Annotated in this window: 21 protein-coding genes, 1 pseudogene and 1 riboswitch; of the genes and pseudogenes, 16 read left to right on the plus strand and 6 right to left on the minus strand. The window is 72.0% G+C overall.

Annotated elements, in window-relative coordinates:
• The first annotated feature begins 10 nt into the window (after nt 1-10).
• The 4 genes and pseudogenes from OHB04_RS37035 to OHB04_RS37050 all read left to right on the plus strand — a co-directional run bounded on the left by OHB04_RS37035 (nt 11) and on the right by OHB04_RS37050 (nt 3,987).
• On the plus strand, nt 11-1,447 hold the full coding sequence (locus tag OHB04_RS37035) for a GuaB1 family IMP dehydrogenase-related protein (RefSeq protein WP_326692012.1): 1,437 nt from the start codon (nt 11-13) through the stop codon (nt 1,445-1,447).
• Nucleotides 1,448-1,571: 124 nt separating this feature from the next.
• The gene (locus OHB04_RS37040) at nt 1,572-2,273 is read left to right on the plus strand and encodes a class I SAM-dependent methyltransferase (RefSeq protein WP_326692013.1); all 702 of its coding nucleotides are present in this window, start codon (nt 1,572-1,574) and stop codon (nt 2,271-2,273) included.
• Nucleotides 2,274-2,479: 206 nt separating this feature from the next.
• Nucleotides 2,480-3,019 carry a GNAT family N-acetyltransferase gene (locus tag OHB04_RS37045; RefSeq protein WP_326809162.1) on the plus strand — a complete coding sequence of 180 codons (540 nt, stop codon included), beginning with the start codon at nt 2,480-2,482 and terminating at the stop codon, nt 3,017-3,019.
• Between the two features lie 456 nt (nt 3,020-3,475).
• A pseudogene (locus tag OHB04_RS37050) lies at nt 3,476-3,987 on the plus strand (MmyB family transcriptional regulator).
• 251 nt (nt 3,988-4,238) lie between these two features.
• On the opposite strand, the gene OHB04_RS37055 reads toward OHB04_RS37050, so the two are convergent.
• Together OHB04_RS37055 and OHB04_RS37060 are read right to left on the minus strand one after the other, a co-directional pair.
• Nucleotides 4,239-5,024, minus strand: a complete 786-nt coding sequence (locus OHB04_RS37055) for a carbonic anhydrase (protein ID WP_326692015.1) — start codon at nt 5,022-5,024, stop codon at nt 4,239-4,241.
• Nucleotides 5,025-5,498: 474 nt separating this feature from the next.
• On the minus strand, nt 5,499-5,771 hold the full coding sequence (locus OHB04_RS37060; protein WP_326809163.1) for a hypothetical protein: 273 nt from the start codon (nt 5,769-5,771) through the stop codon (nt 5,499-5,501).
• 180 nt (nt 5,772-5,951) lie between these two features.
• Here OHB04_RS37060 and OHB04_RS37065 point away from each other — a divergent pair, with 180 nt between their 5' ends.
• The 3 genes from OHB04_RS37065 to OHB04_RS37075 all read left to right on the plus strand — a co-directional run bounded on the left by OHB04_RS37065 (nt 5,952) and on the right by OHB04_RS37075 (nt 9,188).
• Complete coding sequence (locus OHB04_RS37065) at nt 5,952-6,407, plus strand: Lrp/AsnC family transcriptional regulator (protein ID WP_326692017.1); 456 nt, start codon at nt 5,952-5,954, stop codon at nt 6,405-6,407.
• Nucleotides 6,408-6,549: 142 nt separating this feature from the next.
• On the plus strand, nt 6,550-7,317 hold the full coding sequence (locus OHB04_RS37070; RefSeq protein ID WP_326809164.1) for a carbon-nitrogen hydrolase family protein: 768 nt from the start codon (nt 6,550-6,552) through the stop codon (nt 7,315-7,317).
• 161 nt (nt 7,318-7,478) lie between these two features.
• Complete coding sequence (locus OHB04_RS37075; RefSeq protein ID WP_326692019.1) at nt 7,479-9,188, plus strand: flavin monoamine oxidase family protein; 1,710 nt, start codon at nt 7,479-7,481, stop codon at nt 9,186-9,188.
• A 57-nt stretch (nt 9,189-9,245) separates the two neighbouring features.
• Here OHB04_RS37075 and OHB04_RS37080 read toward each other — a convergent pair whose 3' ends face one another.
• A complete protein-coding gene (locus tag OHB04_RS37080) occupies nt 9,246-10,172 on the minus strand; it encodes a TIGR03619 family F420-dependent LLM class oxidoreductase (protein ID WP_326692020.1) in 927 nt (308 codons plus the stop codon).
• 193 nt (nt 10,173-10,365) lie between these two features.
• Complete coding sequence (locus tag OHB04_RS37085; protein ID WP_326692021.1) at nt 10,366-11,067, minus strand: DUF5995 family protein; 702 nt, start codon at nt 11,065-11,067, stop codon at nt 10,366-10,368.
• 160 nt (nt 11,068-11,227) lie between these two features.
• On the opposite strand from OHB04_RS37085, the gene OHB04_RS37090 reads away from it, so the two are divergent.
• Nucleotides 11,228-11,764 (plus strand): GNAT family N-acetyltransferase, encoded by a 537-nt coding sequence (locus OHB04_RS37090; RefSeq protein WP_326692022.1) that lies wholly within the window; start codon nt 11,228-11,230, stop codon nt 11,762-11,764.
• Nucleotides 11,765-11,782: 18 nt separating this feature from the next.
• Here the strand turns inward: OHB04_RS37090 and OHB04_RS37095 are convergent, their stop codons facing one another.
• Nucleotides 11,783-13,219, minus strand: a complete 1,437-nt coding sequence (locus OHB04_RS37095) for a uracil-xanthine permease family protein (protein ID WP_326692023.1) — start codon at nt 13,217-13,219, stop codon at nt 11,783-11,785.
• A gap of 155 nt (nt 13,220-13,374) precedes the next feature.
• Nucleotides 13,375-14,679 carry an MFS transporter gene (locus OHB04_RS37100; protein WP_326809165.1) on the minus strand — a complete coding sequence of 435 codons (1,305 nt, stop codon included), beginning with the start codon at nt 14,677-14,679 and terminating at the stop codon, nt 13,375-13,377.
• A gap of 248 nt (nt 14,680-14,927) precedes the next feature.
• Nucleotides 14,928-15,058, plus strand: a riboswitch (FMN riboswitch).
• Nucleotides 15,059-15,269: 211 nt separating this feature from the next.
• Between OHB04_RS37100 and ribD the strand changes: the two genes are divergently transcribed.
• The 8 genes from ribD to OHB04_RS37140 all read left to right on the plus strand — a co-directional run bounded on the left by ribD (nt 15,270) and on the right by OHB04_RS37140 (nt 21,423).
• Nucleotides 15,270-16,409: a bifunctional diaminohydroxyphosphoribosylaminopyrimidine deaminase/5-amino-6-(5-phosphoribosylamino)uracil reductase RibD gene (ribD, locus tag OHB04_RS37105; RefSeq protein WP_326809587.1), complete on the plus strand. Its 1,140-nt coding sequence runs from the start codon at nt 15,270-15,272 to the stop codon at nt 16,407-16,409.
• Nucleotides 16,410-17,042 carry a riboflavin synthase gene (locus OHB04_RS37110; RefSeq protein WP_326809166.1) on the plus strand — a complete coding sequence of 211 codons (633 nt, stop codon included), beginning with the start codon at nt 16,410-16,412 and terminating at the stop codon, nt 17,040-17,042.
• On the plus strand, nt 17,039-17,716 hold the full coding sequence (locus OHB04_RS37115; RefSeq protein ID WP_326692026.1) for a nicotinamide mononucleotide transporter family protein: 678 nt from the start codon (nt 17,039-17,041) through the stop codon (nt 17,714-17,716). Before OHB04_RS37110 ends, OHB04_RS37115 begins: the two co-directional genes overlap by 4 nt.
• Nucleotides 17,717-17,747: 31 nt before the next feature.
• The gene (locus OHB04_RS37120; protein ID WP_326692027.1) at nt 17,748-19,106 is read left to right on the plus strand and encodes a bifunctional 3,4-dihydroxy-2-butanone-4-phosphate synthase/GTP cyclohydrolase II; all 1,359 of its coding nucleotides are present in this window, start codon (nt 17,748-17,750) and stop codon (nt 19,104-19,106) included.
• 52 nt (nt 19,107-19,158) lie between these two features.
• On the plus strand, nt 19,159-19,644 hold the full coding sequence (gene ribH / locus OHB04_RS37125) for a 6,7-dimethyl-8-ribityllumazine synthase (protein WP_326692028.1): 486 nt from the start codon (nt 19,159-19,161) through the stop codon (nt 19,642-19,644).
• 34 nt (nt 19,645-19,678) lie between these two features.
• Nucleotides 19,679-19,951 (plus strand): phosphoribosyl-ATP diphosphatase, encoded by a 273-nt coding sequence (locus OHB04_RS37130; protein ID WP_326692029.1) that lies wholly within the window; start codon nt 19,679-19,681, stop codon nt 19,949-19,951.
• A gap of 126 nt (nt 19,952-20,077) precedes the next feature.
• Entirely contained in the window at nt 20,078-20,926 is an 849-nt protein-coding gene (gene hisG, locus OHB04_RS37135) for an ATP phosphoribosyltransferase (RefSeq protein WP_326692030.1), read from the plus strand.
• Between the two features lie 14 nt (nt 20,927-20,940).
• Complete coding sequence (locus OHB04_RS37140; RefSeq protein ID WP_326692031.1) at nt 20,941-21,423, plus strand: PH domain-containing protein; 483 nt, start codon at nt 20,941-20,943, stop codon at nt 21,421-21,423.
• Nucleotides 21,424-21,484 lie beyond the last annotated feature (61 nt).

Below are 21,484 nucleotides of genomic sequence, written 5' to 3' on the forward strand. Positions count from 1 at the left end.
ACTCAAGTACGTGCGTTTCCTCAATGATCAGCGGCCCCCGTACGACCTGACGTACGACGACGTCTTCATGGTGCCGAACCGCTCAGCGGTCGGCTCCCGGCAGGGCGTGGACCTGTCCTCGCCGGACGGCACCGGCACCACCATCCCCCTGGCGGTGGCCAACATGACCGCCATCGCCGGACGCCGAATGGCCGAAACCGTCGCCCGCCGAGGCGGTCTGGTGGTGATCCCGCAGGACATCCCCATCGAGGTTGTCACCGAGGTCATCGGCTGGGTCAAGCAGCGCCACCATGTGCTCGACACCCCCATCACCCTGACCCCGGCACAGACCGTCGCCGACGCGCTGTCGCTGCTGCCCAAGCGCGCGCACCGAGCCGGCGTCGTGGTGCGGGACGGGCGGCCCGTCGGGGTCGTCACCGAGTCCGACCTGACCGGCGTGGACCGCTTCACCCAGCTGTCCGAGGTCATGACGACCGAACTGTTGCTGCTCGACGCCGACATGGACCCGCGTGACGCCTTCACCAAGCTGGACGCGGCCCACCGCAAGTTCGCGCCCGCCGTGGGCCCCGACGGGAAGCTCGCCGGCATCCTCACCCGCAAGGGCGCCCTGCGGGCCACGCTCTACACCCCGGCCGTCGACGCCGACGGCGCCCTGCGCGTCGCCGCCGCCGTCGGCATCAACGGCGATGTGGCCGCGCGCGCCAAGGCGCTGTTGGAGGCCGGCGTGGACACCCTCGTCGTGGACACGGCGCACGGCCACCAGGAGGGCATGCTGGAGGCGCTCCGGGCCGTACGCGCCCTCGACCCCGGCGTGCCGGTCGTGGCGGGCAACATCGTCGCCGCCGAGGGCGTGCGCGACCTCGTCGAGGCGGGTGCCGACATCATCAAGGTCGGCGTCGGCCCCGGCGCCATGTGCACCACGCGGATGATGACCGGCGTCGGCAGGCCCCAGTTCTCCGCCGTCCTGGAGTGCGCCGAGGAGGCCCGGAAGTTCGGCAAGCACGTGTGGGCCGACGGCGGGGTGCGTCACCCGCGCGACGTGGCCATGGCGCTGGCGGCCGGAGCGTCGAACGTCATGATCGGCTCCTGGTTCGCGGGCACCTACGAGTCGCCCGGCGACCTCCAGCAGACCGCCGACGGGCGGCTCTACAAGGAGTCCTTCGGCATGGCCTCCGCCCGTGCCGTGCGCAACCGCACCAGCGAGGAGTCGGCCTACGACCGGGCCCGCAAGGGCCTGTTCGAGGAGGGCATCTCCACCTCGCGGATGTTCCTGGACCCGGTCCGCCCCGGCGTCGAGGACCTGATCGACTCGATCATCGCGGGCGTCCGCTCCTCCTGCACCTACGCGGGCGCCGGCACGCTGGAGGAGTTCACGGCCAAGGCCGTCGTCGGGGTGCAGAGCGCCGCCGGATACGCGGAGGGCAAGCCCCTGCACGCCAGTTGGTGACCCCCGCACCTCGATCGGCGGCTTCCGTACGCCGGTTGGCGGCCCCTGCGAAGCCGTCAGCGGCGCGGCGGCAGGGCGCCGAGCGGGTCTTTCCCTGATGTGTCCGGTGTGCTGCGATGTGCGCATGAGTGCTTACACACGTGAGGCGAACTCCGGTACGGGCCCCGGGGAGATCGCCCCGGACGGGTGCGCCGTGGAGGTGTACGCACGCCTCCCCGAGATGGGTGAGACCACGGTCATCGCCTCCGCGGTGGCCGAGCCGCGGGGCAGCACCCTGCTCGAACTGGGCTCCGGCGCGGGCCGGATGACCGGCCCGCTGGTCCGTAAAGGGTTCCGCGTCACGGCCGTGGACGAGTCTCCCGGCATGCTCGACCTGATCGAGGACGCCACGACGGTACGCAGCCCGATCGAGGACCTCGACCTCGGCGAGCGCTTCGACGTCGTGCTCCTCGCCTCCATCCTCGTCAACACCGCCGACCCGGCCCTGCGCGCCGCGTTGCTCGCCACCTGCGCACGGCACGTGGCCGAGGACGGCTGCGTCGTCATCCAGCGCCTCCACGACACCCGGCGCGAGGAGGTCACGGCTGGGCACTCCTGGAGCGCCAACGGGGCCACCATCACCACGCTGGAGGTGGAGCCCGTCGAGGACGGGGTGACGCGCTCGCTGGTGGAGTACGTCTTCGGGGACCGGCGGTGGACCCAGACCTACTACTCCCGGCTGCTGATCGAGCCGGTCTTCGAAGAGGCGCTGGCCGAGGCCGGGCTGGCGCTCGACCGCTGGCTGACCGACAAGCACGACTGGGCCCGAGTGGTGCCCGCCCAGTAAGAGCTGGCCCGTAACTCTGAGCGGCGAGTGACCGCCCCGTGGCAACGGAGTCAGCGTGAGTGGCTCCAGGCTTCGTCGCGGATCGGTGAGTCGCTTTGATCACTGAGCCGATCGGCTGTGGCCTCCAGCCACGCCTCTACCACGTCGTGCGGAATCCTCGAACACTCCCGAGTTGTCCACAGCAGGAGTGAGGCAAGATCATTCCCATGACGAACACCACCCGGAGCCCGGTCCTGTCCTTCCGGCAGGCCGATGAGAACGACCTGCCCGAGCTCGTTCGCCTTCGAGACGCCGCCGCACGCTGGCAGATCGAGCGCGGCATCGACCAATGGAGGCCGGGCGAGCTGGGACGGTCGCACTTCCAGGCCCGCCTGGACGACGGGGAGGTGTGGGTCGCCACGCTGGGGCTGGAAGGACCGATCGCCGGGGCATGGGAGCTTTGGTGGGACGACCTCGCCGCATGGGGCGAGCAACCCCCGACTGCCGGATACGTGCACCGGCTGATGACCGAACGGGAGACGGCGCCGCCCGGTGCCGGACGCATCATGCTGGCGGAAGCCGAGCGACGGATCTCCGCTTCCGGCCGGGCGATATGCCGATTGGATTGCCTGGCCGACAACGCGCGATTGCGCCGGTACTACGAGGACGCGGGATACGTCGTGGTCGGCGAACAGCCCGCGAAGAACGGCGACGGCGGGAAGAGGTACGGCGTCACACTGCTGGAGAAACAGCTCGGCACGGAGTGAGCACGAGCCACTGCCGATCGCACACTTCTGGCCCGTACACGCCAATTTCGCAGACGGTCACCGCTTGGTACTCCAGTTGCGGTTCCAGCCACACCCATTCCTTGTCCGAGAGAGCGCAGTTGGAGCGGCCGTCTCCGCGGAAGCACTCTCCGCAGGCCGTCGTCACCTTCCCAGCTTGGCGCCACAGGCGGGATCTCGGCGCGGGTGACACACATGAGTTCCCCGGAAGACCCGATGATCCACCGGGCCCCAGGTTCTCAGCCGACGAGCGCCAGGGCCGCGTCGTACTTCGGGCTGAGCCCGGAGATTCCGCAGTTCAGGCGGCGTACGCCGCGGTGAACCGCTCGGCGGTGTCCCAGAGCTCGCCTTCGCGCTGAGGGTCGTAGGACTCCTCGGACGACCGGGCCGCGACCAAGGCGCCGACCGGATCCTACGTAGACCGCACCCGGTGCACTCCTGCGCGCCTGGCGCGACCGCCTCTCTCCGGCCGACGCCGGCCTCACCGTGACCGCGGGCCGTCGTGCCCGGGACTGCGCCGCGAGGAGCTCGCGCAGCTGGCCGGGCTCTCGGTCGACTACGTCCTGCGCCTGGAACAGTCACGCGCGAAGAATCCCTCGGCCCAGGTTGTCGGCGCCCTCTCCCGGGCCCTTCAGCTCTCCCGGCCCGAGCGCGACCAGCTGTACCGAAGCGCCGGGCTCCTGTCGCCGCAGGACGGCACGGTCAGCACCCATGTGTCCCCGGGCATCCAGCGGCTGGCCACGCGGACAGCCGCCGCTCAGCACACCACCGACCGCAAGATGATCCGGCATCCGGAGGTCGGCGACATCCTGCTCGACTGCGATGTCCTGATCGTTCCGGGCGCGGACCTGCGCATGGTCACCTGCACGACAGCGTCCGGTAGCAGCGACGAGGGAAAGCTCGACCTTCTGCGCGTCACAGGCGGCCGTACCGCCACCGCACGCCCCTGACACCGGCCCCGGCTCCATTCCTGGCAGGACGCCGTACGTCATCGCCTGCGGTGCCCCCATCCGGGGACTCCCCGCCTGGGGCCTCGGACCGGGCCTCAAGTGTCGGCAAATGATGCCGCCACAGCTTTCATCGAGTCGCTTCTTCCGATTGGCGGTCGAGTCGTCGCGGCTCCCGGGCGGCCCCATCGCGTTGACCGACGGCTGATCCGAAACGCGGGGGAGGTGGTCGAGAGGGCTGTCGACCGCGTGGTTCAGCTGACGCGGTGCACCCGCTGGGTGGTCAACTCGTAGCGGGCGCCGACGACGCCCAGCGAGCCCGAGTCCACCTTGGCGGCGAGATCAGGCTCCGCCGCGAGTTGCGAACGGACGAGCCGTACGTTGGCGTCGACCGTCGCGGCGATACGCGCATCGCCCTCCGCACCGTGGTCGATGGCCGGGCTGATCTGGTCGGCCACGTACTGGATGTGGGCGGGAAGTTCCTCGCCCGACTCGTCCGCCCGGACCGCGGCCGTCACGGCCCCGCAGGACTGGTGGCCGAGCACCATGAGCAGCGGGATGGCCATCGTGAGCACGCCGTACGCGAGGCTGCCGAGTACGGCCTCGTCGAGGACCTGGCCCGCGCTGCGTACGATCAGCAGGTCGCCGAGGCCCTGGTCGAAGACGAGTTCCGGAGGCACCCGGGAGTCGACGCAGCCGAGTACGAGGGCGAAGGGGTGCTGACTGGTCGTCAGTGTCTGCCGGACGGCAGGGGTCTCGTTGGGGTGCTGTTGGTGGTGGGTACGCCAGCGCCTGTTGCCCGCCGCCAGCTCCCGCAGGGCCTCCTCGGCAGTGGTGGGCCGCTTGCGCGGAGCGGCGGCGGGAGCCGCGGCGGCTGCGGGGGAAGCGCTGACGGCGAGGCCGGCGCCGAGGACCGCGGTCCCGGTGAGCGCGGTGCGGAGGAGGGAGCGCCGGGCGGGGGGCGCCGCGCCGGAGACCGGGGCGACGGGTGTCGTCCCCTGTGGGCGGACGGCTCTGTGAGGTTCTGGGTCAAAATGCACAGAGGGAACGTATCGACACCCCTCTGTTCGGCTTGCTGAACCATGGCGAGCGAGAGTGAATCATGATCAAGCGCTGAACCGTTCTTGGCCGTTCCGAGGAAAGCTCTTGGCTTGGGGCTGTCCCGTAAATGATCTACGGTCTGCTGGCTGGCCTGCTGGTTCTCCGGCACCCGGCGAGGGTGAGGTTGTGGAGTCGGGCGATCCTTCCGCGCGGCGGTGCGGGATGACCAGGCCGGTACCCTGGTAGCCGCCGGTTTGGACGGCGCCGGGAGACGGACCCGGAGGACCTGGCGCACATCTCGCCGTACCTGACCGGGCACATCAACCGGTCGGCGAGCACAGCACGCCCGAACTCGGAATCCAGCCCGACGCGTACGACCCGAAAGGTGAGGCCCCTGGGGTGGGAGCAGGAACGGACCGGAGAACCGGTGTTGCTGTCCGAACCTGGTTGCGCCCGGCCCCGGACGGCCTGGTTCAGGTGAGGGCGTCGATGAGCATGAAGGCGGCCACGGCCGGCAGCACGACGGCGAAGGTGCGTTGCGGCAGGGTGCCGGTGACCTTGGCGGCCAGGCGTTTGCCGTCCCGGACGCCGAGGATTGCCGTGCCCGTGAAGGGGCCGATCACCGCCCAGTCGATGCCGGCGGTGGTGCCCTCGCGCAGCGGGTCCACCGTGCCCAGCGCGCCCGTGCGGTACCGCACCTCGAACGGGCCCTCCGCCGTGAACTCCAGGCGCACTCCCACCGGCATGGCCGCGCGCCCAGGTGTCCAGGGGAAGCCGTGCCCCGTCGGTGGGATCGGCCCGCACGCACCGGTCGCCGTCCCACCAGCCGACGCCCCGCACGAACGGCTCCGCCGCCCGCCAGCCGCCTCCCGCCTGCCCCTTGCCCACGCCCTCACCTGTGCCTCTCGTCGTGTTCTACTGCTGCCGTGCCACTGAACGATCTCGACGAACGCATCGTCCACGCCCTCGCCGAGGATGCCCGCCGCACCTACGCCGACATCGGCGCCTCGGTCGGCCTGTCGGCCCCCGCCGTCAAGCGCAGGGTGGACAGGCTGCGCGCGCAGGGTGCCATCACCGGCTTCACCGTCCGCGTCGACCCGGCGGCCCTCGGCTGGAAGACCGAGGGGTTCATCGAGATGTACTGCCGGTCGCGGACCTCGCCGGAGGACATCCACCGCGCCCTGTCCGACTACCCCGAAGTGGCCTCGGCCTCCACGGTCACCGGCGACGCGGACGCACTCGTTCAGGTGTTCGCCGCCGATATGCGGCACTTCGAGACCGTGCTGGAGCGGATCGCGGGCGAGCCCTTTGTGGAGCGGACGAAGTCCGTGCTGGTGCTTTCTCCCCTTGTCCGGCGGTATACGGCCGGGCCGCCGTTGTAGACCCCCGGACGGGCTGTTCACGGCCCGCCCGGCAGCCGCACAACGGATCGCCGCAAATGCGCGAGGGCACGCAACAAAGTGCGGGTGGACCCGCAAGATCCGTGGGTTGTCGGGCGCCGAGGCCGCCCGTAGCGTCGAGGGCGTGCGTATCGCCCTCCTCCAGACCCGGGCCGCCGGCCTGGACACCCTCGAAACCGCCGCCGAAGAAGCCGCGGCCCGCGGTGCCCGCCTGCTGGTCACCCCCGAGCTGTCCCTCACCGGCTACGCCCTCGGCGACCGGGTCGCCGAGCGGGCCGAACCGGCCGACGGCCCCGGCGCCGCCGAGGTGTCGCGCATCGCGAAGAAGAACGGCCTGGCCCTCGTGTACGGCTATCCCGAGTGCGGCGAGAGGGGCGCCGTCCACAACGCCGTCCAGCTCATCGGCCCCGAAGGCGAGGCTCTGGCGAACTACCGCAAGACGCACCTGTACGGCGCGTACGAGGCCGAGCACTACACACCCGGCCACCAACTCCCCGTACAGGCCGAGCTGGACGGCCTGCGCGTCGGGCTGCTGATCTGCTACGACGTGGAGTTCCCCGAAGCGGTCCGCGCGCATGCCCTCGCCGGGACGGATCTGCTGCTGGTGCCGACCGCGCTGATGCGCCCGTACGACGCGGTGGCGCACACCCTCGTGCCCGCACGGGCCCTGGAGAGCCAGCTGTATGTCGCCTACGCCAACCGCACCGGGCGCGAAGGGGAGTTCGACTTCGCCGGGCTGAGCGGCCTGGCCGCGCCGGACGGGACCGTGCCGGTGCGCGCGGGCCGCGAGGAGACGCTGCTGGTCACCGACGCCGACCTCGCGCTGCTGCGGGCCTCGCGCGAGCGCAACCCGTATCTGGCGGACCGCCGCCCCGAGCTCTACCCTGCCTGACCGCCCCGCCCGACTTGCCCCGTAGGCAACCCCGCCCCGCGGCAATCCCGCCCCTGCGGCAATCCCGCCTTTCAGCAATCCCGCCCTTCCGGCGACCCGGTCCGGGCCAGACCTGGCCTGGGCTCCGGACCCGGCCCCCGCACCCCAGGAGCAGCGCCGTCATGACCTCCACCGTGCCCACCGCCGCACACGACGAGCAGCAGGAGAACGGCTCCCCGGAGCGTCCGCTGACGATGTTCGGCCCCGATTTCCCCTTCGCCTACGACGACTTCCTCGCCCATCCCGCCGGGCTCGGCGCCGTACCCGCGACCGAGCACGGCACCGAGGTGGCGGTCATCGGCGGGGGCCTGTCCGGGCTCGTCACGGCCTACGAGCTGATGAAGATGGGGCTCAAGCCCGTCGTTTACGAGGCCGACCAGCTCGGCGGCAGGCTGCGCACCGCCTCCTTCGAGGGCGGCGACCCCTCCCTGCGGGCCGAGATGGGCGCCATGCGCTTCCCGCCGTCCTCGACCGCGCTCCAGCACTACATCGGCCTGGCAGACCTGGAGACGAAGCCCTTCCCCAACCCGCTGGCGCCCGACACCCCCTCCACCGTCGTCGACCTCAAGGGCGAGTCGCACTACGCACGCACCCTGGAGGACCTGCCGCCCGTCTACCACCAGGTGATGGAGGCGTGGAACGCGTGTCTGGAGGAGGGGGCGGACTTCTCCGCGATGCAGCGCGCGATACGCGATCGGGACGTGCCCCGCATCCGCGAGATCTGGTCCCGGCTGGTGGAGAAGCTGGACAACCAGACCTTCTACGGCTTCCTGTGCGACTCCCCGGCCTTCGCCTCCTTCCGGCACCGCGAGATCTTCGGCCAGGTCGGCTTCGGCACCGGCGGCTGGGACACCGACTTCCCCAACTCCATCCTGGAGATCCTCCGCGTCGTCTACACCGGGGCCGACGACGATCACCGCGGCATCGTCGGAGGCAGCCAGCGGCTGCCGCTGCGGCTGTGGGAGCGCGAGCCGGGCAAGCTCGTCCACTGGCCACAGGGCACCAGCCTCAAGTCGCTGCACCCGGGCGGGACCCATCGCCCCGCGGTCACCCGGCTGCACCGTACGGCGGGCAACCGCGTCACCGTCACCGACGCGGACGGCGACATCCGCACCTACCGGGCCGCCGTCTTCACCGCGCAGTCCTGGCTGCTGCTGAGCCGGATCGACTGCGACGACGCGCTGCTGCCCATCGACCACTGGACGGCCGTCGAGCGCACCCACTACATGGAGTCCTCCAAGCTGTTCGTGCCCGTCGACCGCCCCTTCTGGCTGGACCAGGACCCGCACACCGGCCGGGACACGATGAGCATGACCCTCACCGACCGGATGACGCGCGGGACGTATCTGCTGGACAACGGGCCCGACAAGCCGGCCGTCATCTGCCTCTCCTACACCTGGTGCGACGACAGCCTCAAGTGGCTGCCGCTGGACGCCAACGAGCGGATGGAGGTGATGCTCAAGTCGCTCGGCGAGATCTATCCCGGCGTCGACATCCGGGGCCACATCACGGGCAACCCGCTCACCGTCTCGTGGGAGGACGAGCCCTACTTCCTGGGCGCCTTCAAGGCCAACCTGCCGGGCCACTACCGCTACCAGCGGCGGCTGTTCACCCACTTCATGCAGGACACGCTGCCCGCCGACCGGCGCGGCCTCTTCCTCGCGGGGGACGACATCTCCTGGACCGCGGGCTGGGCCGAGGGAGCCGTGCAGACCGCGCTGAACGCCGTCTGGGGCGTCATGCACCACCTCGGCGGCGCCACCGACCCCACCAACCCGGGACCCGGCGACACCTTCGAGGAGATCGCCCCGGTGCCACTGCCGGAGGACTGACGGGGCGTGGCCGCGCGCCCGGCCGGGCACGGGGTCACAGATCCGGCCGGGCGCGGGCTACAGGCCCGCCTCGGTGACCGCCTCCCGCAGCACCTTCGCCGACTCGATCAGGGCCTGTACGCCGTCGTTGCTCAACTGGGTGTCCAGCAGCACCTCGTCGGCCCCGGCGCGTACGGCACCCGCCAGGTCCTCCACGATCTGTTCGAGGCTGCCCTGGAAGATGCGCCGCTCGCCGTCGACGGGCCTGTCCGAGAGCTGTACGAAGGCCCGTACGGTGACGGCCAGCGTGGCCGGGTCCCGGCCGTACTCGGCGGCCAGCCCGGCGAGCCGGGCACGGGTCGTGGCGAGCCCGGCGTTGTCGGTCTGTGAGGGCAGCCACCCGTCGGCCCGCCGCACCAGCCGCCGCAGGGCCCGGTCGGTGCGGCCCGCCAGCAGCACCGGGATGCGCGCGGCCGGTTTGGGGCCGACGGCCGAGGGGGTGAAGCGGGTGCGCTCGCCCTCGTAGGAGGCCGGGTCCTCGCCCCAGACGGCCTCGCACACATCCAGCAGCTCATCCAGGGCCCTGCCCCGCGAGGCGTGGTCGGCGCCGGCTGCCGCGTACTCGTCGCGGGACCAGCCGGTGCCCAGCCCCGCGATCACCCGCCCGCCGCTGGCGGCGTCCAGCGAGCCCAGCGCGCGGGCCAGCAGGAAGGGCTGGTGCAGCGGGCCGACCAGCACGGCGGAGCCCAGCTTGACGCGCTCGGTCACGGCCGCCGCGAGCGACAGGGTGACCAGCGGATCCGCGACCGAGCGGAAGTACTCGGACCAGGGCAGCCCGGGGACCAAGTACATGTCGTCGACGGGCTGTTCGGGGCGCATGAGGCGCTCCAGAACCCAGACGCTGTCGTATCCCAGCTCTTCGGCGGCGCGCGCCGCCGCCGTCACATCGGTGCGCAGCTCGTAGCCGCCCGTCTGCGGCAGTCCCAGGCCCAGTCGCAGTGCCATCTCGCCTCCGTAGCGCTCTGATCACCCGGCACAGCGCTCTGATCGCCTGTCACATCACCTGCCGGGCACGCGTACCCGGTGCACGCCGTACCAGGTGCACACCATGCTGTTGGGACATGCCTACGCGATGGAGCCCACTCCCGGCAATGGCGCCTCTCCCGCCTCTGAGGCCCCAGGAACCGGGAATTCAGCGCTACAGCGGGGTCAGCAGACAGCGCCCCGTCATGCCGACCGTGGCGTCCAGCCCTTCGGCCGTCTCCTCCAGCAACTCGCCCAGCCCCCGCAGCCCCCACAGGGCGCGGAAGGCGGCCCAGGCGCCGCCGCGCGCCCGCTCCAGGCTCCAGGAGCCCACCAGATGCGTCAGCGGGTCGGCCACATCCAGCAGGTCGGGTCCCGGCATCAGGTCCTCCCTGATGTGCTCCTCCAGCCCGGTCAGCAGCTCCCCGATCCGCTCGAAGTCGGCCTCCAGCTCGTCGGGCCCCGCATCCAGCGCCCGGCAGGTGTCCACCAGCGCGAGCGGCAGATCGTGCCCGATGTGCGCGTTGATGCCGGCCAGCGCGAACTGGAGGGGGCGCACCGCCGGATGGCGCCGGAACCGGAAGAGCGGACGCCAGCAGGCGGGCGTGCGGCGGCCGGTGGCCTCGGCGTCGACCGCGTCCAAGAAGCGCGCGGCGAACCGGGTGCCCAGCTCCCCGGTGGCGGTGCGGTCCTCGAAGTGGCCCAGGAGCAGGCGTTGTTCCAGCTCCTCGGTCACCGAGAGGTAGACACGGTTGAAGACCGCCACGCCGTCCTGCGGGGGGAGCTCCTCGCCGATCTCCCGCATCCTGGCCGTCACTCGTCCGATACGCGCCGACGTCACCGCGCGCTGCGCGGGCACCTGATCCACTGAGGTCATACCCGCAGGGTGACAGGCTCGGTCACCGTGCGTGGCCAAGCCGGTCCGTAGGGCCCCCGGACGGAGGACGGGAACGGGCGGCGGGATCGGGGGGAGGGGGGAGGGCGAGAGCGGTGAAATCGGCGTGCGGGTGCGCCGGAACCCGTGGTACTTCCCTTCCATGACGGATCTGTGGACGGAACGGCTCGTACTGCACCCCATGACTCCGCGGGAGGCGGAGCGGGTGATCGCCCTGGCGGCGGCGGAGGCGGACCTGTGGGGTCCGGATTACCCCGACGCGATGGACGTCAAGGGCGCGAAGGACTTCCTGAAGGCGTGTGCGACCGCCGGCGATCCGAGGCCCTTCGGCAACTACGAGATACGCCGCCGCGAGGACGGCCGTGCCATCGGCGGCATCGGCTTCGACGGAATGCCCCAGGAGGACCGCTCCGTCACTGTCGGCTACTCCCTCAACCTCTCGGCGCGCGGCCGGGGTTACGCCTCCGAGGCGCTGCGCGGCCTGCTCGCCTTCGCCAGGTCCCGGGGGATCGCCCTCGTCCGGGCCGACGCCGACCTGGACAACTTCGCCTCGCAGCGCGTGATGCTCGCCGCCGGAATGCACCGGATCGGCGAGGATCACCGGGTCGTGTACTTCGAACTGCCCGCACCCGACGGGAGCCCGTCGTCCGGCCCGGATCAGTCCGCCGCGTCGCGGTAGCGGCCGGGCGGGACGACGTCAGCTCTCCTCGTCCGGCCGCTCGCGTCCGTCCGGCTGCTCGCGTCCGGCCGGGGGAGTCTCGTCGTACTGACTCGTGCCCTCGTCCAACAGGGGCTCCTGAGCCTTGAGATGCGGGGGAGCCAGCGCCTTGAGGGCGTGATAGCCGGTGAGGACCACCACGGTACCCAGGGCGATGCCGCTGAGCTCGAAGGAGTCGGTGAACTTCAGCGTGACGCCGCCGATGCCGATGATGATCCCCGCGGCGACCGGCACCAGGTTGAGCGGATTGCGCATGTCGACGCCGTTGTTGATCCAGATCTGCGCGCCCAGCAGGCCGATCATCCCGTAGAGGATGACGGTGATACCGCCCAGCACCCCGCCGGGAATGGCCGCCACCACGGCGCCGAACTTCGGGCAGAGGCCGAAGAGGAGCGCGAAGCACGCAGCCGCCCAGTAGGCCGCCGTCGAGTAGACGCGGGTGGCGGCCATGACGCCGATGTTCTCCGAATACGTCGTCGTCGCCGGGCCCCCGACGGCCGTCGAGAGCACGCTGCCCGCGCCGTCCGCCGCGATGGCGGTGCCGAGCTTGTCATCCAGCGGATCGCCGGTCATCTCACCGACCGCCTTGACGTGCCCGGCGTTCTCGGCCACCAGCGCGATCACCACGGGCAGCGCCACCAGGATCGCCGACCACGAGAAGTCGGGGCCGTGCACCGACGGCAGCCCGAACCAGTCCGCCTTGGTCACACCGGACAGATCCAGCCGCCAGTGGTCCACGGTCTTCCCGCTGCTGTCGGGGGAGTGGATACGGCCGAAGATCCGGTCGAAGCCCCAGGACATCAGGTAGCCGGCGACCAGCCCCAGGAAGATCGCGATCCGCGACCAGAAGCCGCGCAGACACACCACGGCCAGCCCGGTCAGCAGCATGGTCACCAGTGCCGTCCACTGGTCCTGCGGCCAGTAGGTCTTGGCGGTCACCGGCGCGAGGTTGAAGCCGATGAGCATCACCACGGCGCCGGTCACCACCGGCGGCATCGCCCCGTGGATGATCCGCGCGCCGAACTGCCGTACCGCCAGCCCCACCAGGAACAGCGCGGCGCCGACCACGAGGATCGCGCCGGTCACCGTCGCACTGCTGCCGCCCTGGCCCCGGATGACGGCGGTCACCCCGACGAAGGAGAGGCTGCACCCCAGGTAGCTGGGCACCGCGCCGCGGGTCGCGAGCAGGAAGAGCATCGTCGCGACGCCGGACATCATGATGGCCAGATTCGGGTCCAGGCCCATCAGCACCGGGGCGACGAAGCTGGCGCCGAACATCGCCACCACATGCTGGGCGCCGAGGCCCGCCGTGCGCGGCCAGGAGAGCCGCTCATCGGGCCGTACAACGGCACCGGGTGCCGGGACGCGCCCATCGCCGTGCAGTTTCCAGCGCACGCCGAGGCCGCCGCCGCTCATTGTCGCTCCCACTGTTTACCTGGCCGATTCTGATCGGCCCACATAGTAGTTCGACGGCGACACCGCCCGCTCCGGGCGATCGCCTCCCGCTCCGCGGCCGTCGCCGCCCCCTTCCCACCAGCCTTCTTCCCGGATCTTCCCCCCAGCGCCGGGAATCATCTGCGCAGCACGCCCGCCCCCAGGATCAGCCCCACCAGCAGCGCCGTGACCACGGCGAAGGACGCCGACAGGGTCGTCGTCTCGGCGATCCAGCCCACGATCGCCGGGGCGCCCAGCCCCGAGGCGTAGGCGAGCGTCGCCACCCCCGCGATCTCCTGGCCCGGCGACGCCGAAGCGGCCCGGCCCGCCGCGGCGAAGCACAGCGGTACGACCACCGCGATGCCGATCCCGATCAGCGCGAACCCCGCCACTGCGGCCGGCGGCGTGCGCGCCGCGACCACCAGCGCGGCACCGGCCGCAGCCAGCACGCCCCCGCAGCGCACGGTGGCGACGGGCCCGAAACGCCGGACCACCGCGTCGCCCGACAGCCGCGCGAGAGCCATCGTGCAGGCGAACGCCGTGTACGCCGACGCCGCGAGCCCCGGCTCGGCGCCGGTCACGTCGGCCAGGTAGATGCCGGACCAGTCCATCGAGGCGCCCTCGGCGAACACCGCGCAGAAGCCGAGCAGCCCGATCGCCAGCACCCCGCGCGAGGGCAGCGCGAAGCGCGGCGGCTCCTCGCCCGCCTGCTCTCCGGCACCTGCCTGCTCTCCGGCACCCGACGGCGCCTTCTCGCCCGCCGCCGTGTCCTGGGCATCGGGCGTCAGGCGTGCGGCGAGCACCGCCACCACGGCCAGCACCGGCGCGGCGAGCCCCAGGTGGACACGCGCGTCCAGTCCCGCGTGCGCCGCCAGTGCCCCGCCCGCGCCGCCCACCAGCGTCCCGACGCTCCACATCCCGTGCAGCCCCGACATCACCGAGCGCCCGTACAGCTCCTCGACCCGTACGCCCTGCGCGTTCATCGCCACGTCCATCAGCCCGAGGCCGCAGCCGAAAAGGAACAGCGCCAGGCACAGCCAGCCCAGCGCCGGCGCGAGCGGCGGCAGCACCAGCCCGGCGCAGCACAGCACCGCCAGCCCCACCAGAGCGCGCCGCGGCCCGTAGCGGTGCGCGAGCCGGGCCGACAGCGGCATCGCCGCGGAGGCGCCCACCGTCAAGAACACCAGCGCGAGACCCAGCCACCCGGGACTCAGCCCCAGGTGCTCCTTGAGCCAGGGGATACGCGTCGCGAACGTGCCGCTGACCATCCCGTGCGCGGCGAACACGACGGCGACCGCCGTCCGCGCCACCCGCAGCTCCCGGCCCGGCCCGCCGTCCGCCCCGCCCGCGCCTGCCGCCCCGCCCGTCGCCGTCGTCCTCGGTGCCGTGATGTCCGGACCGGTCGTCGCTCCCGGCTCCGGCCCGCCCTCACCCGTCTCCATCGCGTCTCCGTACGGTCCGCCGCCCTGCGTCTGACCTCGCGCGGTCCCACCGCGCGGACCGTGCGGAGATCGTGCCCCGGTCGCGTACGGCTCGAACGCGCGCTCACCAGCCCGGCCGGTGCGGCTTCGGTGCGGCTCCTGGGACGGCTGTGAGTCAGCCCACAGGAGAGCGCCCGCACAGCGTCCGGACCGGCGTGGCAGACTTGGGGGTGTCTCCCGGCCGTAGGCTGGGGGAGTACCAGTGACGTCAGCGCACTCCGGGGTCGGTGAAAGTCCGAACCGGCGGTTATAGTCCGCGACCCGTCCGCAGCCAGCGGTCGGTTGACCAGGTGAGATTCCTGGACCGACGGTTAAAGTCCGGATGGGAGGCAGTGCGCGGCGGGCCGAAACCGGTGCACCGTCGTCTTTGGCGGTTCCGTTCCACGACAGCGGAGCGGTTCCCTCCCACGGGCAGGTGCGATCCCGGTCTCGCGCTCGTCACACTTCCCGTACAGCCCCGGAGTCCGTGCCCGAAGAGGCAGGAGGACCCGGTGGCCCCCCACCCAGAAGCGCCGAACGCGCCGAACGCGCCGCAGGCCGAGCGCGAGGCCATGCGCCGCGCCCTGGACCTCGCCGCGCGGGGGCTCGGATCCACCAGTCCCAACCCTGTCGTCGGCTGCGTGATCCTCGACAGCGCCGGGCGCACCGTGGGGGAGGGCTGGCACCAGCGCGCCGGCGGCCCGCACGCCGAGGTGCACGCGCTCGCCGAGGCGGGCGACGACGCCCGCGGCGGCACCGCCGTCGTCACCCTCGAACCCTGCGACCACACGGGCCGTACCGGGCCCTGCACCCAGGCGCTCATCGCGGCCGGGATCGCCCGCGTCGTCCACGCCGTCGCCGACCCCGACCCGGGTGCCGCCGGCGGGGCCCGCACCCTGGCAGCCGCCGGGATCGAGGTCGAGGGCGGGCTGCTGGGCGACGAGGCGGCGACGGGCAACGCGGCCTGGCTGACCGCCGTCCGCCTCCACCGCCCCCATGTGACCTGGAAGTACGCCGCCACCCTCGACGGGCGCACCGCGGCGGCCGACGGCTCCAGCCGCTGGATCACCTCCGAGGAAGCCCGCGCCGATGTGCACCGGCTGCGCGCCGAGTCGGACGCCGTGCTCATCGGCTCGGGGACGGCCCGCGCCGACGACCCGCACCTGGCCGTGCGCGGCGTGCCCGGCGCCGTCCAGCCGCTGCGCGTCGTACTCGACACCGAGGCCGCCGCCGTCGAACCCGGCGCACGCGTCCTGGACGGCGCCGCGCCCACCTTGATCGCCGTCGCCGAGGACGCGGACACTGCCGCTCTCGACACCGCTCTGGACGGGGCCGCCGACCTCCTGCGGCTGCCCCGCGCGACCGACGGCGCCTCCGGGGCCTCCGGCTCCTCCGGCAGCGGAATCGAGCTGTCCGCGCTGCTCTCCGCGCTGTACGAGCGCCAGGTGCGCTCCGTGCTGCTGGAGGGCGGCGCCACCTTGGCCGGGGCCTTCGTCCGCGCCGGGCTCGTCGACCGGGTCGTCGGCTACCTCGCCCCTGTCCTGCTGGGAGCCGGGCCGCCCGTCTTGGCGGAGGCCGGAATCAGCACGATCGCGCAGGCGTTGCGGCTGTCGGTGAGCGACACCGTGCGCCTCGGCCCTGACCTGCGTATTACCGCCGTCGGGCACACGGCGCCCACGCCCACCGCAGCAACCGCCACCGAGGAGTCCTGAGTGTTCACCGGAATCGTTGAAGAACTGGGCGAGGTTGTCGCCGTCGAGGATCTGGGCGGGTCGGCGCGGCTGCGGCTGCACGGCCCCCGCGTCACCGCCGATGTGCGCCACGGCGACTCCATCGCCGTCAACGGCGTGTGCCTGACCGTGGTCGAGGCCGGGCAGGGGGAGTTCACGGCCGACGTCATCGCCGAGACCCTGCACCGCTCCAGCCTCGGCGCGCTTGTCAAGGGCTCGCCGGTCAACCTGGAGCGGCCCATGGCCCTCGGCGGCCGGCTCGACGGCCACCTCGTCCAGGGCCATGTCGACGGCACCGGCGTCATCGCCGCGCGCGACGACGCCGACAGCGGCACCACGATCACCATCACCCTCCCCGGCGGGCTGGCCAGGTATCTGGTCGAGAAGGGCTCCATCACGGTCGACGGCATCAGCCTCACCGTCGTCGAGGCCGCCGACGACCACTTCTCCGTCTCCCTCATCCCCACCACCCTGGCGCTCACCACCCTCGGCACGAAGCAGCCCGGCGACCCGGTCAACCTGGAGGTCGACGTCCTCGCCAAGTACGTCGAGCGGCTGTTGGGCCACACGGCGGGCAAGGAAGAGGCCGCGCACGAGGAAGAAGCAGCCCGGTGAACGTCTTCGCATGGCTGAACGGCGAGGCGTTCACCGCCTTCGGCCAGCACGTCATCTGGTCCGACATGCTGGGCAACGTCATCGGCCTGGCCGCGCTGGCCCTGGGCTGGCGCCGCTCCATCCTCACCTGGCCCACGCAACTGTTCTCCGGGCTGATCCTCGTCGGCGCCTTCGCCTCCGCACAGCTGGCGGGCGGCGTCGGCAAGCAGGTCCTGGTGATCGTCGTCGCACTGTGGGGCTGGCGGCAGTGGCGCCGTGGCCACCAGCAGGCGCAGGACGGCTCCATAGCCGTGCGGTTCGCCACCTGGCGCGAGCGCGGACTGCTCGCGCTGGGCACCGCGCTGGGCACCGTCGCCGTCGGCTGGCTCTTCAGCCTCGTTCCCACGCTGTCCTGGAACCCCTGGCCGGACGCCTACATCTTCGTCGGCACCCTCGCGGCGATGCTCGCGCAGGCACGCGGCCTGGTGGAGTTCTGGTTCGCCTGGCTGCTGGTCGACGTGGTCGGCGTACCGCTGGCCTTCAGCAGCGGGCTGCCCTTCTCCGGCTTCGTCTACGTCGTCTACCTCGGGCTCGTCCTGTGGGGCATGCGCGCCTGGTGGCAGCGCTCCCGCGTGGACGAGGCCCTGGCCCGGGCCGCACGGCCCGGGCCCGCACTGAACGGGGCCGCGCTGTGAGCGGGGCCGAACGGAAGGATGGAGCACGCTCATGACGGCACTTCCGAACTGGTACGAAGCACCCCCGACGCCGGCCGTGCCGGGCCAGGACGCCGGTGCCCGTCAGGACGGGGACGACGGGTTCGACCTCGCGCTCGACCCGGTCGCCGAGGCCGTCCGCGACATCGCCGCCGGTCGTCCCGTGGTGGTCGTCGACGACGAGAGCCGGGAGAACGAGGGCGACCTCGTGATGGCCGCCGAGCTGATCACCCCCGAGACAGTCGCCTTCATGATGAGCGAGTGCCGGGGCCTGATCTGCACGCCGATGGAGGAAACCGACCTCGACCGGCTCGCGCTGCCGCAGATGGTCGCCCAGAACACGGAGTCCATGGGCACCGCCTTCACCGTCTCCGTCGACGCGACGGGGGCGCACGGCGTCACCACCGGCATCTCGGCGGGCGACCGCGCCGCCACCATCCGGCTGCTCGCCGACCCCGACACCACCCCCGAGGACTTCGTCCGCCCCGGCCACGCCTTCCCGCTGCGCGCCAAGCCGGGCGGCGTCCTCGTCCGCGCCGGCCACACCGAGGCGGGCGTCGACCTGGCGCGGCTCGCCGGGCTGCGCCCCGCCGCCGCCATCGTGGAGATCGCGGGCGAGGACGGCGCCATGCTGCGGCTGCCCGAGCTGGTGCCGTTCGCCCGTAAGCACGGGCTGCGGATCATCTCCATCGAGGACCTGATCGCCTTCCGCCGCTCCGCCGAGCCGACCGTGCGCCGCGAGGCGGAGACCCGGCTGCCCACCCGGCACGGTGACTTCCGCGCGTACGGATACCGCTCCACGGTCGACGGGGTCGAACACATCGCCCTGGTCACCGGGAACGTCGGCGGCCCGGAGGACCCGGACGCGGGCGAGGACGTCCTCGTACGGGTGCACTCCGAGTGCCTCACCGGCGACATATTCGGCTCCCTGCGCTGCGACTGCGGCCCCCAGCTGGAGGGCTCCTTGGAGCGGGTCCAGCACGAGGGCCGCGGCATCGTGCTGTACCTGCGCGGGCACGAGGGCCGCGGCATCGGACTGCTGTCCAAGCTGCGGGCCTACGAACTCCAGGAGCGGGGCCGCGACACCCTCGACGCCAACCTTGAACTCGGCCTCCCGGCCGACGCGCGCGACTACGCGGCAGCCGCCCAGATCCTCGCCGACCTGGGCGTACGCTCCCTCCGGCTGATGACCAACAACCCCGACAAGACCGCGGCCATCGTCCGCAGCGGGCTGCGCGTCACCGGACGCGAGCCCATGCCCGTACAGGCGGGCGAGCACAACCTGCGCTACCTGCGTACCAAGCGGGACCGCATGGGGCACGACCTGCCCTGGCTGGACGCCGACCGCGCGTCCCCCTGCGGCACCCAGTGAACCCACGGCACCAAGACACCACCATCGAGACAGTCACAGCACGAGGAGCAACGTGAGCGGCAAGGGCGCACCCGAACTGACCGTCAAGAACTGCGGAGACCTGCGCGTGGCCGTGATCGCCGCGCAGTGGCACGAGCAGGTCATGGACGGCCTCGTCGACGGCTCCCTGCGCGCCCTGCGCGAGCTGGGCATCGACGAGCCGACCCTGCTGCGGGTGCCCGGCAGCTTCGAGCTGCCGGTCGTCGCCAAGGTCCTCGCCGACCGGGGCTACGACGCGATCGTGGCGCTCGGCGTCGTCATCCGCGGCGGCACCCCGCACTTCGACTACGTGTGCCAGGGCGTCACCCAGGGCCTCACCGACGTCTGCGTCAACACCGGCGTACCCATCGGCTTCGGTGTACTGACCTGCGACACGGAGGAGCAGGCCCTCGCCAGGGCCGGTCTCCCCGGCTCGGTGGAGGACAAGGGCCACGAGGCGGTCACCGCGGCGGTGGCCACCGCCGCGACCCTGCGTACCGTGGCGGAACCCTGGCGATAGCGACCCCGCGCCAGCACGTAGGGTTGAGAGCACCATGGCGAACAAGACATTCGAGGAGCTCTTCGCCGAGCTCCAGCACAAGGCCGCCACCGGCGACCCCCAGACCTCCCGCACCGCCGAACTCGTCTCGCTGGGCGTGCACGCCATCGGCAAGAAGGTCGTCGAGGAGGCCGCCGAGGTGTGGATGGCCGCCGAGCACGAGGGCGAGGAGCGCACAGCCGAGGAGATCTCCCAGCTCCTCTACCATCTACAGGTGCTCATGACCGCCAGGGGAATCTCCCTGGACGACGTCTACGCCCACCTCTGAGCCCTCCACGGCCCCACCGCACGGCACGCGGAACGCGGCACGTAAGACACAGAACGCACCACCCGACTCGCACCGCTCACGACTCGCACCGCTCACGACTCGCACCGCTCACGAAAGGGCCACCTCATGCTGCGCATCGCCGTCCCCAACAAGGGTTCCCTCTCCGGCCCTGCGGGGGAGATGCTGCATGAGGCCGGCTACCAGCAGCGCAAGGCAACCAAGGAACTCGTCCTGGTCGACCCGGAGAACGAGGTCGAGTTCTTCTATCTGCGCCCCCGCGACATCGCCATCTACGTCAGCTCCGGCAAGCTCGACATCGGCATCACGGGCCGCGACCTGCTGCTCGACTCCGGCGCGCAGGCCGAGGAACTGCTCGCCCTCGGCTTCGCCCGCTCCACCTTCCGCTACGCCGCCAAGCCCGGCACCATCAGCTCGGTGAAGGACCTGTCGGGGCTGACCGTCGCCACCTCCTACGAGGGCATCGTCGGCCGGCACCTGGCCGAGCAGGGCGTCGACGCCTCCGTCGTCCACCTCGACGGTGCCGTGGAGACCGCCATCGAGCTGGGCGTGGCCCAAGTGATCGCGGACGTCGTGGAGACGGGCACCTCGCTGCGCAACGCCGGACTGGAGATCGCGGGCGACCCCATCCTGGAGTCCGAGGCCGTCGTCATCCGCCGCTCGGGGGCCGACCCCGACGTGCCGAAGGTCCAGCAGTTCCTGCGCCGCCTCCAGGGCGTCCTGGTCGCCCGCAGCTACGTGATGATGGACTACGACATCCGCGCCGAACACCTGGAGCGCGCCGTCGCGCTCACCCCGGGCCTGGAGTCGCCGACCATCTCCCCCCTGCACGACCAGGGCTGGGTCGCCGTCCGTTCGATGGTGCGCACCAAGGAGGCCCAGCGGATCATGGACGACCTCTACGACCTGGGCGCCCGCGCCATCCTCACCACCGGCATCCACGCCTGCCGCCTGTGACCGGGACGAGTGCCATGACCAACAGCCCCCAACTCCCCGCCCTGCCCGTCACCTTCCGGCCCACCCGCACCCGCGTGGTGCTGCTGGCCGTGGGGGCCGCGGTGTTCGTCGTCATCACCGCCGTCTCGTTCCTGCTGGACCTCGGTGGCGGGGAGCGGGCGAGCTTCATCTTCACCGCGGCGCTCTTCCTGGCCGTGCTGATGCTCCTCAGCCGACCCCATGTCAGCGCGGACGAGGACGGTGTGACGGTCGTCAACCTCACGACCAAGCGCCGCCTCGAATGGGCGGAAGTCCTCGGCGTCCACCTGCGCTCCGGCGATCCGTGGGTCTCCCTCGACCTGGCCGACGGCACCAGCATGGCCGCGATGGGCATCCAGCCGGGCATCGCCAAGCAACACGCCGTCGCCGACGCGCGCGCCCTGCGTGCCCTGGTCGAGCGGCGCGGCACGGGAGAGGGCACCCCGGACACCCCCGCGGGCGACGGCCCCGGACGCTGACCCCGCCGGGCCCCGCGCGCTGACCCCGCCGGGCCCCGCGCGCTGACCCCGCCGGGCCCCG

Origin of the sequence: Streptomyces sp. NBC_01775 (assembly GCF_035917675.1) — a bacterium.
Lineage (GTDB): Bacteria > Actinomycetota > Actinomycetes > Streptomycetales > Streptomycetaceae > Streptomyces.